Source organism: Longimonas haloalkaliphila (assembly GCF_055379825.1).
Genome location: NZ_AP043948.1, coordinates 3,434,824 through 3,450,046, shown reverse-complemented (window position 1 = coordinate 3,450,046; position 15,223 = coordinate 3,434,824). Strand labels below are relative to the sequence as shown.

Annotated in this window: 13 protein-coding genes and 2 pseudogenes; all 15 read left to right on the top strand. The window is 48.2% G+C overall.

The genetic code is table 11. The features are described 5' to 3' along the window. Positions 1-25: 25 nt before the first annotated feature. The 15 genes and pseudogenes from ACZ48V_RS13495 to ACZ48V_RS13425 all read left to right on the top strand — a co-directional run bounded on the left by ACZ48V_RS13495 (position 26) and on the right by ACZ48V_RS13425 (position 15,098). Positions 26-1,144 carry a glycosyltransferase family protein gene (locus ACZ48V_RS13495; RefSeq protein ID WP_464539925.1) on the top strand — a complete coding sequence of 373 codons (1,119 nt, stop codon included), beginning with the start codon at positions 26-28 and terminating at the stop codon, positions 1,142-1,144. A gap of 117 nt (positions 1,145-1,261) precedes the next feature. Next, complete coding sequence (locus tag ACZ48V_RS13490) at positions 1,262-2,431, top strand: DegT/DnrJ/EryC1/StrS family aminotransferase (protein ID WP_464539923.1); 1,170 nt, start codon at positions 1,262-1,264, stop codon at positions 2,429-2,431. Between the two features lie 536 nt (positions 2,432-2,967). After that, positions 2,968-3,821, top strand: a pseudogene (locus tag ACZ48V_RS13485) (IS5 family transposase). Continuing rightward, on the top strand, positions 3,730-4,482 hold the full coding sequence (locus ACZ48V_RS13480) for a sulfotransferase domain-containing protein (protein ID WP_464539922.1): 753 nt from the start codon (positions 3,730-3,732) through the stop codon (positions 4,480-4,482). The pseudogene ACZ48V_RS13485 and the gene ACZ48V_RS13480 overlap by 92 nt, the downstream one beginning before the upstream one ends. 76 nt (positions 4,483-4,558) lie before the next feature. Next, positions 4,559-5,620 carry a glycosyltransferase family 2 protein gene (locus tag ACZ48V_RS13475; protein ID WP_464539920.1) on the top strand — a complete coding sequence of 354 codons (1,062 nt, stop codon included), beginning with the start codon at positions 4,559-4,561 and terminating at the stop codon, positions 5,618-5,620. A 758-nt stretch (positions 5,621-6,378) separates the two neighbouring features. Continuing rightward, entirely contained in the window at positions 6,379-6,648 is a 270-nt protein-coding gene (locus ACZ48V_RS13470) for a transposase (RefSeq protein ID WP_464543139.1), read from the top strand. Then, positions 6,591-7,559 (top strand): annotated as a pseudogene (locus tag ACZ48V_RS13465) (IS3 family transposase); the annotation flags it as partial. The gene ACZ48V_RS13470 and the pseudogene ACZ48V_RS13465, both read left to right, overlap by 58 nt. 111 nt (positions 7,560-7,670) lie before the next feature. After that, complete coding sequence (locus ACZ48V_RS13460) at positions 7,671-8,186, top strand: sulfotransferase family protein (protein WP_464539918.1); 516 nt, start codon at positions 7,671-7,673, stop codon at positions 8,184-8,186. Positions 8,187-8,244: 58 nt separating this feature from the next. Continuing rightward, complete coding sequence (locus tag ACZ48V_RS13455; RefSeq protein WP_464539917.1) at positions 8,245-9,249, top strand: sulfotransferase; 1,005 nt, start codon at positions 8,245-8,247, stop codon at positions 9,247-9,249. A gap of 50 nt (positions 9,250-9,299) precedes the next feature. Further along, complete coding sequence (locus ACZ48V_RS13450; RefSeq protein ID WP_464539915.1) at positions 9,300-10,109, top strand: O-fucosyltransferase family protein; 810 nt, start codon at positions 9,300-9,302, stop codon at positions 10,107-10,109. 96 nt (positions 10,110-10,205) lie between these two features. Beyond that, positions 10,206-11,216 (top strand): hypothetical protein, encoded by a 1,011-nt coding sequence (locus ACZ48V_RS13445; RefSeq protein ID WP_464539914.1) that lies wholly within the window; start codon positions 10,206-10,208, stop codon positions 11,214-11,216. A gap of 35 nt (positions 11,217-11,251) precedes the next feature. Beyond that, the gene (locus tag ACZ48V_RS13440; RefSeq protein WP_464539912.1) at positions 11,252-12,208 is read left to right on the top strand and encodes a glycosyltransferase family 2 protein; all 957 of its coding nucleotides are present in this window, start codon (positions 11,252-11,254) and stop codon (positions 12,206-12,208) included. A gap of 151 nt (positions 12,209-12,359) precedes the next feature. After that, positions 12,360-13,178, top strand: a complete 819-nt coding sequence (locus tag ACZ48V_RS13435) for a sulfotransferase domain-containing protein (RefSeq protein WP_464539910.1) — start codon at positions 12,360-12,362, stop codon at positions 13,176-13,178. Beyond that, positions 13,178-14,005 (top strand): FkbM family methyltransferase, encoded by an 828-nt coding sequence (locus ACZ48V_RS13430; protein WP_464539908.1) that lies wholly within the window; start codon positions 13,178-13,180, stop codon positions 14,003-14,005. The genes ACZ48V_RS13435 and ACZ48V_RS13430 overlap by 1 nt, the downstream gene beginning before the upstream one ends. A gap of 4 nt (positions 14,006-14,009) precedes the next feature. Continuing rightward, positions 14,010-15,098: a glycosyltransferase family protein gene (locus ACZ48V_RS13425; protein ID WP_464539906.1), complete on the top strand. Its 1,089-nt coding sequence runs from the start codon at positions 14,010-14,012 to the stop codon at positions 15,096-15,098. Positions 15,099-15,223: the final 125 nt, after the last annotated feature.

The following is a 15,223-nucleotide window of genomic DNA, read 5'->3' as shown; positions in this document are numbered from 1 at the left end:
CTCTTTACATTAAGGCCATTTGTTGATGAAGGTTTATCAGTGCATACACAAGTATGGTCCACATATCCCCGCATTTGAGGAACGAAACAACATACCATCACGGGATCTCAGTTTTGCGGAACTGCGTGATTTGATCATTGCGGATGGATATGCATCCACATACGTACTCAAGCCCGCGTTAGAAGGTAGGCACGACGAAGTGTTTTTTACGCTATGGGACTACAAACGCTTACAGTATAAGTGGGCTGAAGAGAACGGGTTAGAGACAAAAGACTTGCGCGCAATCAAGAAAGCTCAAATAGAAGCGTTTTCTCCAGACGTATTTTACAACCACTCTCCACGGTATGACGATAACTTCGTTGAGTGTTTAGGTGATGACCTCATCAAGGTTTGTTGGGACGCAGTCATTAAAGAATATCCATGGCACCACAACGAATATGACGCACGCGTCACGCTCTTTGAGCCGTACGTGAAGTACTGGAGAAGCAAAAATATGCAGGCGAGCTTACTAACGCCAGCCTACGTTCCTTCTTGGAAGAAGTATGAGCAACCGCAGCGAGACAGGGATATTGATGTTCTGTTCTATGGCCAGTACACAAATACCTTTTTCTCCGAGCGCAACGAGATCATTGAACAGTTACTGGAGTGGCAGAAAGGTGCAGATTACAATGTGCACGTTCACCTGCAGGGGGTTCCTGGCAAAAAGCCCCTTTTCAATGTGAGGGGCTTACGACGACTTACAAGGTGGGTTGATCAAGTTCCCAATGCCGTAAGAGAGTATGCAAGGGGTCCAATCTACGGTGAAAACCTATACCGGACTATAGGCAAGTCGAAAGTTGTAGTAAATGCTTTTACAGACTACAATGGGCTGTTTAAGGATAATATGAGAACGTATGAAGGAATCGGAATGGGAGCACTGCTGGTTGGGCAAGATGGAATATATCCTAACTTTATCGACACCCAAGAAGACGTGCTGACGTACAAAAACAAGGAAGAGATGACAAAGAAAATAGGATATGCGCTTTCTCATCCAGAGAAGCAAGGAGAAATGGCACATAGAGCACATTCCAAAATGAAAGACCAATGCTCAAAAGAAGAGCAATGGAATCAGTTCTGCAGTGTGGTAGAGTCAGTTAAAAGATAACGCTTTAAATTCCATTATGCTGGCGCTATCCACTTTACGGGACTTTACGAGAATGAACTGTCGGGTTGAACCATCACATGGCATAATGCAGCGATCAATACATAACACTCCACTGAAATGATCGACTTTCTCAACCTGGAGGCGATTAACGCCACATACAGAACTGAACTTCACAAGGCCGCCCGCCGCGTGATCGAATCGGGGTGGTATCTGCTTGGCAGCGAGGTGGGCGCATTTGAGGATGAGTTCGCGCAGTTCGTAGGCGCGTCTCAGGTCATTGGTGTTGGAAACGGACTGGATGCCCTGCGGGTCATTCTTCGCGCCTACAAAGAGCTTGGCCTGATGGAAGAGGGTGACGAGGTAATCGTACCGGCCAATACGTATATTGCATCGATTCTGGCGATTACAGACAATGATCTAACGCCTGTTCTTGTGGAGCCGGATCCGGCATCCTACAACATCGATCCGTCTCGTATCGAGGCCAAGATCACGGATCGAACGCGTGCGGTGATGATCGTCCATCTGTACGGGCAGAACGCCTACACAGACCAGATCGGCGAACTGTGCGAGACCCACGACCTCAAGCTGATCGAGGACGCTGCGCAGTCGCACGGGGCGTACTTTCAGGAAGCCCGCACAGGAGTACTGGGAGATGCCGCCGGGTTCAGTTTCTATCCGGGGAAGAACCTGGGGGCACTGGGGGATGCGGGGGCAATTACCACAGATGATGACGAGCTGGCCGAGACATGCCGCACACTGGCCAACTATGGGTCGGAGGTGAAGTACGAAAACAAGTATCAGGGCTACAACACGCGTCTTGATGAGATGCAGGCTGCCTTCCTCCGTGTACGATTGCAGCATCTCCCCGAGGAGAACCAGCGCCGTCGCGAGATTGCGCAACAGTACCTGAGCGGGATTGAGCATCCTGATGTGACCCTCCCGACGGTATATGACTTCAGTACATTCGCCGATGGCCCCGTTACTGCTGACCCATCTACCACACCGGTAACTGATCTGGATTCCCACGTATGGCACCTCTTTGTGTCGCGTCATCCAGAACGGGATGAGCTTCGGGCGTATCTTGATGAGCAAGGCGTTCAGACCCTTATTCATTACCCGATTCCTCCACATCATCAGGAGGCTTATGCAGACTGGAAGGAGAAGGACCTTCCAATCACCGAGCAGATTCATGAAGAGGTGTTCAGCTTACCTATGGGACCGCATCTCACGGATGCTGAAGTGAGTGAGGTCATCGAGGCCGTCAATAGCTATCCTGCTGCAGAGTAAACCGCTTGTACGTATGTCGTCAGAAGTAGAAATGCTGGACTTCTGAGAATTAGCTCAATTCTGAGTTGGTCGGTGCATATACAGAACTCGCTGTTATCAAAAATCAGCCACACGGGGTGGTGGGAGATAATCGAATCGCTTTCGGGTTCTGTATGTAAACTCAGAAAGATAATCTAAAATTCAACTTGCACTTGAGATACTTTATTAAATTTTTCCTCCGAAATAGTTCAAGCATCAGTTAGCTACAATTATTGACCGCAGAAATAAGCAGATGAATACAAGTCGACTCCCTAATTTTATATGCATTGGAGCTATGAAGAGCGGAACTGTAAGTCTTCATAGATACCTTGATGCACATCCAGACATTTGCATGTCTTCACCGAAGGAGACCAATTTCTTTGGTACACGTAATACAAAAAGTTTAGATTGGTATCAGGGGTGTTTCGGAAATGAAGCTAGGCTCTGTTTGAAAAGTCTTGGATTGGGTATCTTAACGACTGCCGTACCAGTTTCTGATCACCAACTTCTGTTTTCCGATGCGCCGCTACGAACTCACCGACACACAGTGGGACCTGATCGAGGATCTGTTTCCCGAGCAGACCATGGGGCGGCCTCGCCTCGACGATCGTAGGCTGTTCAATGGCATTCTGTGGATTCTTTGCTCCGGGGCGGCGTGGCGCGACCTGCCCGAGCGGTACGGCAAGTGGCAGACGGTTTATTCGCGCTTTCGTCGGTGGGAAGCGATTGGCTTGTTCGACCGGATCCTTGACCGGCTGCAGATTGAACTCGACGAACACGGATTGATCGACTACGCGACTTGGATGGTTGACTCGACCTCCGTTCGAGCCAGCCGAGCTGCTGCGGGAGCGCCCAAGAAAAAAGGGGCTCGTGCGAGGCCCTTGGACGCTCGCGAGGCGGTTTGACCACCAAAATCCACCTTGTGTGTGACTCAGGCGGGGTGCCGCTAACTGCCTGTCTCTCTGCGGGCCAGCGCCACGACGGGCCTCATCTGAAGCCGCTGATGAACACGGTACGCATTCCGCGTCGCCAGCCGGGCCGCCCGCGCACACGTCCCGACATGCTGGTTGCCGACCGGGGATACGATGCCCAGCACATCCGGCACTATCTGCGGCGGCGTGGGATCCAAGCGATGATCCCGGAACGGCGCCCCGGAAGAGGGCGCAAGCGGCGCCGAAAGGGACGACCTCCGGTATTTGACAAGGGGATGTACGCAAAGCGAAACGTGATTGAGCGACTGATCGGCTGGCTCAAAGAGTGTCGCCGGCTCGCCACCCGCTATGAGAAGTATGCTCGGTGCTACTTGGCCATGGTCAAACTGGCGTTCACCCGACGCTGCTTTCGAAAACTCGAGTTTTCAAACACTGCCTAGAATCTACGGAGAAACAAGTCCTCAATATAGCCAATATCCGGGGATTGACGGCGTACCAAGGCGGATGTATGAACTGCTTCCAGACATAAAGTTGATCTACTTGGTGCGGGATCCTATTGATCGAGCCGTATCACACTATTTGCACAATTGGGTAAACCGAAATGAGGTGGCTAATGCTTCAATTGACAAAACTTTGAACCCACCTGAAAACAGTTGGCAGGTCAACACGAGCCGATACCATTTTCAACTCTTACAGTATTTCGACTACTATCCGATCGATAGAATCCTCGTTGTGGAGTCTGAACGGCTCCGGAGTGAGCGTTCCAAAGTGATGTCAGAAATATTTGAATTTATCGGTGTCAGTCCAGACCTAGAAAGCAACGCACTTGATCAGGAGTACCACAAGACGTCAGATAAGGCTCGTTTAACAGGTGTTGGTGATTTTCTAATCAAATCATCATTCGGACAAACTGTAAAAGATGTTGGAAAGAGCATAATGCCCCAATCAGCTATCGAATACATTAAGCAGCGTGTTTGGGAAGATGCTAAGAAGCCACAACCAAGAAGAGAAACCCTCAATAAGGTTAAGAGCTATCTGCAAGAGGACGTAGAAAAGCTCAGAGCCTTAACGGGCAAATCTTTTGACTCTTGGTCACTGTGACCCCGTGTGGAGGAAGTAGGCAGAGTATTGAAGCAGCAGATAGTTATCCTTTTGATAAGTAATCCTACCTCCCTGTATGCCTGAAGAAGTAGAAATGATGGACTTTGAGACATTCAAAGAGCGCTATGAGAAGGTGCCCGTTGAGGAGTATCCAAACAACGTACGCGAGGCAGTCCCTGACCCCGTAGTTTCGGTTCACCTCCTGACCTACAACCATGCCGATTACATACGGGAAGCGATTGAGAGCGTCCTCATGCAGGACGTAGACTTCCCCATGGAGATCGTCTTAGGCGACGACGACTCCTCCGACGGTACGCGTGAGATCTGCATTGAATACGCCGAGCAGCACCCCGACCTGATTCGCCTGCAACTCCACCACCGCGAAAACAACATTCACCTGCACGGCGGGCCTACGCATCTCTTCCAATACTGGTATAATACACTCAGTGCGCGAGGTGACTATATTGCGATTCTATCAGGCGATGATTACTGGAGAGATTTCCTAAAGCTGCAGAAGCAGTACACATTCTTGAAAGCAAATCCTAAGTATGCACTCAGTTTTCATGACTTCTGTGAGATCAATAGTAATAGCAGAGTTACTGCCGATTCAAAATTACCTAAAAAAAACAAGAACAACTTTTCAAAAGAAGATCTAATGGGATGGAGATACATTTTGCCGTCAACTTACTTTCTGCTAAATGTATTTGAGGAGATTCCCGATATAGCGGTAGCATGCCTACATGAAGATGTTCTAACTGTTGCTTTGTTAGGTGAATCTGGTGCAGGCGCATATCAAGATGAAGTGAAGCCTACAGCTTATCGCGTCCATGATAGAAGTATATGGAAATTGCGTTCCAGTCTGGAAAAAAATAGAACACTGGGCCAAACCAATAAAGAACTAAGCACCTATTTTAGAAACAGGAATTTAGATGTATCAAAAAAATACAACATAAAGTATATAAGAAAATTATCGAATATAATGATGATTCATTTAGATAATGGACATTGCAAGAAATATTTCCATATTATGGTCATGGTGTTGGATAGGTATATGAGATTTGGTCAGTTTAGTAAAATGTTAGTTTTTTTGTTGAAGGCTTTGATTCGCCCGATTTACAAGGTAGTTATGAAGATATAAAAATAGACAATCTATATAATTAGGTTTTCTATGATCGTTTGTTTGTAGCATGCCTGCTGTCGGATTTGACACAGGGGGAATTCCTAACATGGTACGTCTAGGCGAGACAGGCTGGCTGAGGTGGAAAGCACACGGGAGTTCCGAAGCGTAATCATAGAAGGACTATCAAATGACACTGATTGCAACCGTATGAGTACACAGTGCCGCGAAGTGGTAGAAACTAAATACACCCTGAAGATCCAAGCCCAGCGCTACCGCGAGTTATATGAACAGATGATAGAAGACGCATAGTAACAGGCAAAAGGATGGTTAGGTAGAAGTTCAATGGCAAACAATTGCCACATAGGCGACATCATCGCGTTCCGCCCCCCCTCTGTCTCCATGGCAATCGCATGTTAAGCAAACCACTGCGGAAAGACCGGATAGCCGTATTTCCGAACCGGCTTTGTGGAGTTTCCAGGCGGGTGTTTCGGTCAGTTCAGTGCCTCAAAATTAATAAGATGCAATCACCTTGTCACTTAACATCTATCCACTACCGATGATTACTCGCATTGCCTTCTGAAATACCGGTGTGAGCCCCGTCCCATTGGTCAAAAACACATTGTATAAAAACGTTTGGCTCATGTTAGCTCGCAGCTGAACAATTTTGGCTTAGTGGACCTAACCCGGTTTGGTGGACATTCCTTCACTTTACTCACGAACCGGAATGACCCATGCCACGAACCCGCCGCCCTTACCCTTAAGACGTTCGAGACCGGATTGTCGAACTGGCTCGCAACGGGCGCACGCCCTCGGAGCTGGCCGACGAGTGCGAGCCCACTGAACAGACCATTCGAAACTGGATGAAGCAGGCCGACCGCGACGATGGCAAAACCGCCGATCGGCTTTCCACGGATGAACGTGAGGAGCTCGGCGCCTTGCGCAAGAAGCTCCGTCAGATGAAGCAAGAGCGGGATATTTTAGCAAAAGCGACGGCTTGGTTCGCTCGGGAGACCGGAGATGTGTCGCCAAAATCTTCCGATTCATAAGAGCGCACCGAGCCGAATTCCCAATCAGCGTTATGTGCAGAGTTCTGAATGTCTCCACCAGTGGCTACTACGCATGGCGCACTCGCCCGCCCTCAAAGCGAGACCGAAAAGATGCAATGTTGACCGAAAAAACCCATGACATTCATGACCGGTCACGCGGGACCTACGGCGCGCCTCGCGTCCACGCCGCTTTGCAATCAAAAGGTATCCGCGTGGGCAAAAAGCGCGTAGCTCGCTTGATGAAAGCAGCGGGCCTCATGGGCGTAAGCCGCCGCAGAGAGCCTGCTACGACGATCCGGCACACATCGGCGCGCCCAGCTCCAGACCTCGTGGAGTGCGACTTTACCGCCGAGAAGCCCGACCAGCTTTGTGTGGCGGATATCACGTACGTGCCAACCGATGCGGGCTTTCTCTATCTCGCCGGCGTCCTCGACGTGTTTAGTCGCCGTGTGACGCAGAGATTTCTGCGTAGGCTGATCGATGACCAATCAATTGCGAACGGAGTTGGTGATGCGGGCGTTAGACATGGCGGCTCAGCAACGCAGGCCAGAAAAAACGGTCCATTACTCCGAGCAGGGCTCGCAGTATTTTGGAGCGCTTCACAGCGCTGTCGAGACGCCGGTGTACGCCCCTCCATGGGCTCGGTCGGAGACTGCTACGACAATGCCATGTGCGAGTCGTTCTTTGCTACGCTCGAATGTGAGCTTATCGAACGGACCTCCTATCCAACCCGAAAAGAAGCGCGCCTTAGCGTCTTCGACTTCATCGAAGGCTGGTACAATTCCCGCCGGTTACACTCGGCCCTCGGCTATCAGTCGCCGATCCGCTACGAAACAGCGTACCATTCGCAGAACGATCACAACCCCAAAAACACGCCCCTCGACAAAACTCAATCCCTCGTCGCGGCGTGAAAGCCGCGCGGTGTTCACTAAAGCGGGTCAACTCCACCTTCTGTTGATATCCCAGAACTCAAAGAGTCACCACCACTGTATATCGATTTCTTATACCGTCATCTCCACCGTTTGGAGTTCTGCTCGGGAGAAGAAGGACGATGGTGCGAGAAAACGCCCATGAATGTCCATTTTGTTGACCAATTGATCAACTTCTTCGGTGAAGGGTTTCGTTTTATCAACCTCGTAAGAGATGGGCGGGATGTAGTCACGTCTCGGCATCCTGAGCATCCGTCAAGCTATTGGGTCCCGCCTTCACGGTGGATCCGGGACGTGGAGGCAGGTCGTCGTCATGAAGGGAGGCAGCAGGTCTTGACCATTCGTTATGAGGATTTGGTGGATGACTATCTGGATACTTTGGAGAAGATCTGCCGCTTTATTGACGAACCCTGCTCACGTGCCTTTGAGGCCTACCCAGATACAGCCACAGTGCAAAGCAGTGGGGCCTGGTTCAAGGAGGCATCCAGCGTTACCAAGCGATCAGAGCAGCGGTGGAAGAAACCTGAACACAAAGACGTTATTCATAAATTTATGAGTGACGAAAGGGTGGTAGGCCTTCTAAAGCATTACGGTTATCTGCAATCATAAAATACCATGCTGAATTAGCATGGAAAATCATATCTCTTAGTCAGAATTCAATACCAGAGTGATTGGGAAGACAAAAAAGGGACTCATACGAATCATTAATCGGATCCGTCCTGCTGACCCTGAAAAGGCAATCGTTGTGGCGGGATCTCCTCGATCAGGAACGACTTGGTTATCAGAACTGCTTCAAGCACTTCCGGGATATAAATTCCTTAATGAGCCACTGCTACTTCCCAATAGTCCCATGGCTCGTGATCTTGGACTGGAATGGCGAACGCACATTCAGCCCAACGAAGAACATGCCGACATACAACTGTTTTTCGAACAAGTGCTGTCAGGGCAAATATCACATGGACCGCTTTGGCACTACAAATCATCCACATCAATAGGCCGACTGATTGAGCATGCTTCAAGCCGAGAGATCGTCATCAAATTTTGCCGAGCGGGTCGCCTTCTCCACTGGCTACATCAGACGTTTCAACCACGAGGAATTGTGTTGTTAATACGTCACCCGTGTGCGGTCATAGCTTCTATGATGACACATGGCGGCTGGAGTGATGGGAAATTTGAGATTGACTTTAAAGGATCAAGCGCATTCGGAGGTAGACTTCCAGAAAGTATCAAAAATAGATTCTCGGGGGTTTTTGAGAAAGTCGAGACTAAGTTGGATGTTATGGCTACGACTTGGGCGTTAGACTATTTTATTCCTCTTATTGAGCATGCAAATTGTGCAGGTGAGAAAAAGTATCCATGGGTCCTTGTCCCCTACGAACGACTGGTTCTCGACGGCGCCAGTGAAATGAAGCGAGTATTTGATTACCTTGATGCCGAAGTTCCTGAATCCCTTGAAGAAAAGCTTGATTCAGCGTCGGCGTATGCATCGAATGATCTATCAGTCACAGATGAGTATAGGCAACTTTCGAAGTGGAAGACACAGCTTTCCCCCGATCAAGTTAATCGCATTTTAGAGATTGTATCTGCCTTTCATCTCGACTTTTATACAAGAGAGGTTGAGCCCGACTACGATCAGTTATCAGCTATGCAAACCAAATGGCAAGTGGAGTAGAAAAAAGTGGCACGATTGTCGTACGGCCGCGAGGCGGTCTCTGTAACCGAATGCAAGTCATCGCAGCGACTCATACGATAGCTGCCCAACTTAGCAAGCGTGCAGAAATTGTATGGGTCGTCGATTGGGAGATGGGTGCTCGTTATGACGAATTATTTGAGCCCATTGAAGACATGCCTTTAACTACATACCGGTGGATGGGAGCAGAACGGGAAGGCTCAATACTCGAGCGAGCCCGTGCATCGTACTACTCTGTTGCTCAGCGACGACCAATTCGGTGGCTAAATCGGCAACTGCGGCGTCTTGAGTTTGATCTCATTATCGGAAATGAAGATACAAAAGGTCGGCTCACTGAAAGTAAAATAGCAGCCATACAGCGCTCAAAAAAGGCTCTCATGGTCACAAACCATGAGTTCATTAAGCCCGACATCGCCTATGCATCCCTTTTTACGCTACAACCTAAGTTGAAAGAGTTGGTAGACGTCGCCGTGAAAGATATCACCGACCACACAATAGGCGTTCACATCCGTCGTGGAGACCATGGCCGTGCCATCAAACAAAGCCCTGAAAATGCGTTCCGGCGGGTAATGGAAGAGGAGATCAAGAAAAATCCAAACGTGACTTTTTTCTTGGCAACTGACTCTGCAGAGACGAAAAAATCGTTTCAGAAAGAGTTCAGTGACCGTATCCTTTCAAACGATGTACCCTTGACACGAAAAAGTGCAAGCGGTCTCCAAGGGGCGATCATTGACCTTTATGGTCTTGCGCGTACTAAAAAAATATTGGGATCTCAGGTGTCTACCTTCTCAAGCATGGCAGCGAAGATAGGCGAGATACCGCTTGTGCGTGTCTCGTCATAAAGACCACGGTCTAACTTTGTTAATCAAGGTCGCTGAGCCACACTATTATCGACTCCTGCAATTGCAAGCCATTCGGACATAAGGTTATTGGAAAGTATGGAATACGAACTATCATTCCCGTCTAACTGCAGAGGCTTGCGTCAGCATATCGTAAGAATGGCTGTGAACACTATAGCTCCTACATCGCTTGATGAAACCATTATCATTGCAAGTACGGGGCGTTCAGGATCAACGTGGATAGGGGAAATGATGCGTGAGCTGAAAGGATACCGCTACCTTAATGAGCCGTTTATGCATACACCTCTCAGAAAGCGAACTCATGTTGGATTCGCTGAAAAAGCACCTCAAGAAGTATGCGAATGGGTCGGCCAATCATTACGAGGCGAAATCTATGATTTTTGGAGATGGAGATTTGAGCATGAAAACCCAATAGAGCGAGCCTGGGAGTTTGTCGCGAATCGAAGAGTTGCGGTTAAGTTTACGCGCGCTCTGCGTATGATGTGGTGGATTAGCAACGCATTTAGAGTGCGCGGGACTGTGCTGCTCATTCGTCATCCCTGTGCTGTTGTGAGTTCCATGCTTCGACACGGTGGATGGGACGAGAATCATATGCGAAATAGAGGTGCTTCAGTCGCTGACCGGGTGTTGGGCCGTAATCTGCCAGAGGACGTAGTCAAACGTTTTGGTCCAGCAATAAACAGGGTGGACTCACGATATGAAATGCTTGCTCACTTGTGGGGGTTGGACTATCACATGGCTTTTTTTCATAAGCAACCAAGCTTATATCCATGGATATTGGTTCCTTACGAGCGAATTGTGACACGTGAAGAAGATGAGTTGTATCGGATAGCAAATGCATTAGGCGTACAAGTTACAGACGGGATGCGTGAGCGTCTGAACGTTGCTTCTTCATCAGCTTCGATAGATGTTGATACGAGTTCTAAATACCAGCAGCTAACAAAATGGAAGTCGCATCTTTCGGATGAAGAAACCTCCCGTATTCTAAAAATAGCACATTCGTACGGATTTGACATGTACAAAGAGGATCCCAACCCTGAATATGAGATGCTCAGAGAACTGCAACATCCAGACCACGCCTGGAACTGACAGTAATAGTTTTTTGACAGTAGCTAACAGATAACATGCCAGACGTTTCCGTCATCATCCCCACGTACAATCGACTTGACTTCCTCAAAACAGCTATAGCCAGCTGCTTTGACGGAAACGACGGCATTGATATTGAGGTCGTAGTTGTGGATGATGGAAGCACGGATGGCACTTGCGAGTGGCTCCGAGAACAAGGAGACACACGAGTTCAGCCTATTTTTCAAGAGCACAAAGGGGCGCAGCATGCGCGTAATAATGGGTTAGATCAAGCTGATGGAGCCACAATTAAATTTCTGGATAGCGACGACTATTTGTACCCCAGTGTCCTGGAGAAACAGTATAATGCTTTAACAGAGACAGAAGCCGACGTCTGTTACGGGCCTATCGACATCACAGATGGGGAAAGCGTCGTGCAGGATCGTCGAATCCATCCTCCAGTTGATGATCTCATGGGAGCTGTTGCTCGTGGCAGAATCACGACGTACCCTCATGTCTTTCTCTACAAGAGGAGTACAGCAGTGTCTGGGCGATGGCGAACTGAGGTCCCCTTTCATCAAGATACAGCGTATGTGTTAGATCTTGGTGTCCACGCGCCCACGTGTGTGCGCTGTGAGGTGTGCGTGGGGATACACCGTGCGCACGATGGAAAGCGAATAACCACAACTGCAAAAGCGGTGTCGTCCACAAAAAACATACGCTACAAGTTCGCCCTTCTGAAAGAAGCTTTCGACCGACGGTCGGAAACAGGAAACATGCGTCCAGGGGTTAAGCAAGACGTCCTTAGCGGCATGTGGACGGAAGCTCACAAGATTGCCATTTCTTCTTTCGATGACTTTAGAGAAATGTGGTCAATCCTACAAAGTATCGATCCAACCTTTAGACCCTACCGAAGTAGCCTCTTGTTGAAAATGCTTGATACATATATCGGCGTAGAACAGGTAGAGAGTATTATCAATCCACTTAGGTTAGTTAAACAAAAAGTGCGTACGTAAGGCATGAAATCTAATATTCAAAGGCAATTTCTCTCATCACGTGTTCTCTCATGCAACATAGAAGACACTATTATTTTGGCAGGGGCACCGCGCTCGGGGACCACCTGGCTTCTTGAAGTCTTGTCTCATGCAGAGGGGTATAGAGTGATGAATGAGGCCATTGAGCCGTCGCGCTATCCCGCTGTTCAGGAAGCGGGTCTTGGATGGAGAACGTATCTTCCTCCAGAAGAGGAACCGGAACAGACGAAGCGTTTTTTTGAACGTGTGCTTTCGGGTAGGCACCCAGAACCCGAACGTTGGAAATTCCAACACACACTTGCTTGGGAGGGCCATTGAGTTTGCCTTAAACAGAAAGCTCCTAATCAAATTTGTTCGTGCAAACAGACTTCTTCCCTGGATTGCTAATAACTTCGACACGAAAGGAATTATCTTACTTGTGCGTCATCCCTGTGCAGTTGTAGCCTCTATGCTCAAAATGAACTGGTTCAGCGAAGCAGTTCTTGAGAAGCGCTTTGGGAAAGATAGAGCAAATCAAGCTGCACAAGGGGAACTCCCTGAAGAAATCTTAGAAAGGTTCAGATCTGCCCTTCATCTTAATTCCCGATGCGAGGTGCTTGCTGCACTCTGGGCCCTCGATCATGTAATACTACTTGATGACCAAGCGTATGGTAATACTCTCTCGTTTCTAACGGTGTACTATGAGAATCTCGTTAGGTATCCCAAACAAGAAATTAAAAGAATCACAACCTACCTTGATATCCCAGAAAACGAAGAAATGTACGATCAGATTGGTGTTCCTTCATCTTCTGTCTGGAAAGATGGCGAGGTACTTGAAGACCGGAATCAACTTTCGAAATGGAAGAACAAACTCACTGCAAAACAGCAAGATGATATACTGTCTACCGTGAATGACTTCGATTTGGGGTTTTTATACGGCAATGATATCTTTCCAAAATCTGAGGTAGGATAATGAACGCTAATAATTTTCTCGGAGAACTACAAAAGACATGCTCAAAGAGCAAGGCTTTAACCAAGGTTGCGCTCAAAGTACGAAACCAATGTGATGCGGTCATTGCCAATTACATTGGGAAAACAAACGAGGGGACAGAAAGTGGGGAGCATTGGTTTCTGAAGAAGTATGTCGGTTCAGGACCAGCAACGCTATTTGATGTAGGAGCAAACCGGGGAGACTGGACGAGGGCAGCAAAACGTATTAATGAAGAAGTAACTATATTCAGTTATGAACCAGATCCGCGTGTTGCTCCACAGTACAGAGCCTCAGTTCCCGCGGAGGAAAAAATTACCTTTCACGAATTAGCTCTTGGAAAAGATACGGGAGAGCTTTCCTTTTTCTTGAGTGAGGACTCTACGGAGCTTTCTACAGCCGATCCGATACCAGGCGGAAGATATGAATCGTTAAGCGTCAATGTCTCTACGCTTGATAATGAAGTTGAACGATACGACATCGATTGTATTGACCTCTTAAAAATCGATGTGGAGGGCCATGAATCTGCTGTGCTACAGGGTGCTACTGATGTGCTCTCCAGTGGAAGAGTCGGTTGTATACAGTTCGAGTACGGAAGAAACTGGATGACAGCGGGAGCTACGCTTACCAATGTATGCATGACATTGCAAGCTCATGATTTCCACGTTTTCTTGCTTAGGCCTAATTGCCTAATGAAAATCAACCTGAGTTCGATAGGGGAGTACTTTTCGTACTCGAACTTTATTGCTGTTCATGAACATGAAATGAGTGAAATAGGGCCTCTCGTTGCTCAAAACAGCTTGTTCGGCTAACTCTATGGATAATCAGCCAACGATTCTATTTCTATGTACTCAAGAGTACTTAAGCCGTGAGCGTAAGGGCTTAGTCGAAGCGTTAGAACATTACGCAGAGGTGGATTGCCTAAGTAGGTTTCAGCCATCAATCTCAAAACTCAAAGCAACTGAAAGCCTTGATGTTGATCTAATACTCTACCCTGATATACACCGCTCTTATCTGCCAGAAGGGCTCATCAGTTTGGATTGTCCAACGGCGTGTTTGCATATAGATACGTACTCAGCCTCTGCTAACCGAGCTCGGATGTCACTCTTGTTTGACTGGACGCTAGTTTGTCATCCCGGATATCCAGATCGTTTTGAGAAAAGAGGACATCCAGAAGTAGCGTTATTTCCGCATGCTGTCCGTAAGAACTTCTATGATACACCACTTCCAGACAAAACAATTGACGTTGCAATGGTAGGACGGATGGACGGAAAAGATTACTCGTACCGACGTGCTTGCATGAGACACGTACAAGAACTGGGAGTGACGACAAACGATGTTGAGAAATACTATAACTATGCGCAGATGGCCGATCTGTACAGGAAGGCAAAGATCGGTTTGAATATTAGCCGGGATAGCCATCTGGAGGACGCCAACTTACGCTGCTTCGAGGTAATGGCTGGCGGTGCCCTCCTTTTTACCCCGACTCCAACAGAACTGACAGAACTGAATCTTGAGGAAGACAAGCACTTTGTCACCTTTACCTCAAAGGATGACCTATCAGAAAAAGTCACATACTATGTCAAAAACAATAGAGAACGCAGGGAAATAGCCGAGAACGGAAGAGAAGAAGCACTCCGCCGATTCACATACGACACATGGGCGGAGCGAATCGTGGACCGAATCCAGAAAGGCATCCCGCTTCAAGCCCCTGCGCGCAGCATGGATACAGGTGATGTTGAAAGCATATACGTAGACTACTTCAGCAAGCGAGGCAAAGTAGACAAAACATTGTACCATCTTCGAAAGCAGCGCATCGCAGGTACTTCAGCATTTCGGTTCGTCAAATCAGTCGGACAGGCAGCGAAAGCTACTGCTCGAAAGTGGCAACAGGTATTCTCATAAGTTAATCCATTCTCTCGCAATACAACCCCCATGAATATACTCGTGGTTACGAACACACCGCACGACCCAAATCAGGGAAGTGGCTATGTAATTACAGGATATACAGAGGGGCTACGGAAACGTGG

What these genes read in the sequence shown, in the direction of transcription:
- ACZ48V_RS13495 (WP_464539925.1), top strand. Translation starts at nt 26, where the DNA reads ATGAAGGTTTATCAGTGCATACACAAGTATGGTCCACATATCCCCGCA.
- ACZ48V_RS13490 (WP_464539923.1), top strand. Translation starts at nt 1,262, where the DNA reads ATGATCGACTTTCTCAACCTGGAGGCGATTAACGCCACATACAGAACT.
- ACZ48V_RS13480 (WP_464539922.1), top strand. Translation starts at nt 3,730, where the DNA reads ATGAGAAGTATGCTCGGTGCTACTTGGCCATGGTCAAACTGGCGTTCA.
- ACZ48V_RS13475 (WP_464539920.1), top strand. Translation starts at nt 4,559, where the DNA reads ATGCCTGAAGAAGTAGAAATGATGGACTTTGAGACATTCAAAGAGCGC.
- ACZ48V_RS13450 (WP_464539915.1), top strand. Translation starts at nt 9,300, where the DNA reads ATGCAAGTCATCGCAGCGACTCATACGATAGCTGCCCAACTTAGCAAG.
- ACZ48V_RS13445 (WP_464539914.1), top strand. Translation starts at nt 10,206, where the DNA reads ATGGAATACGAACTATCATTCCCGTCTAACTGCAGAGGCTTGCGTCAG.
- ACZ48V_RS13440 (WP_464539912.1), top strand. Translation starts at nt 11,252, where the DNA reads ATGCCAGACGTTTCCGTCATCATCCCCACGTACAATCGACTTGACTTC.
- ACZ48V_RS13435 (WP_464539910.1), top strand. Translation starts at nt 12,360, where the DNA reads ATGAGGCCATTGAGCCGTCGCGCTATCCCGCTGTTCAGGAAGCGGGTC.
- ACZ48V_RS13430 (WP_464539908.1), top strand. Translation starts at nt 13,178, where the DNA reads ATGAACGCTAATAATTTTCTCGGAGAACTACAAAAGACATGCTCAAAG.
- ACZ48V_RS13425 (WP_464539906.1), top strand. Translation starts at nt 14,010, where the DNA reads ATGGATAATCAGCCAACGATTCTATTTCTATGTACTCAAGAGTACTTA.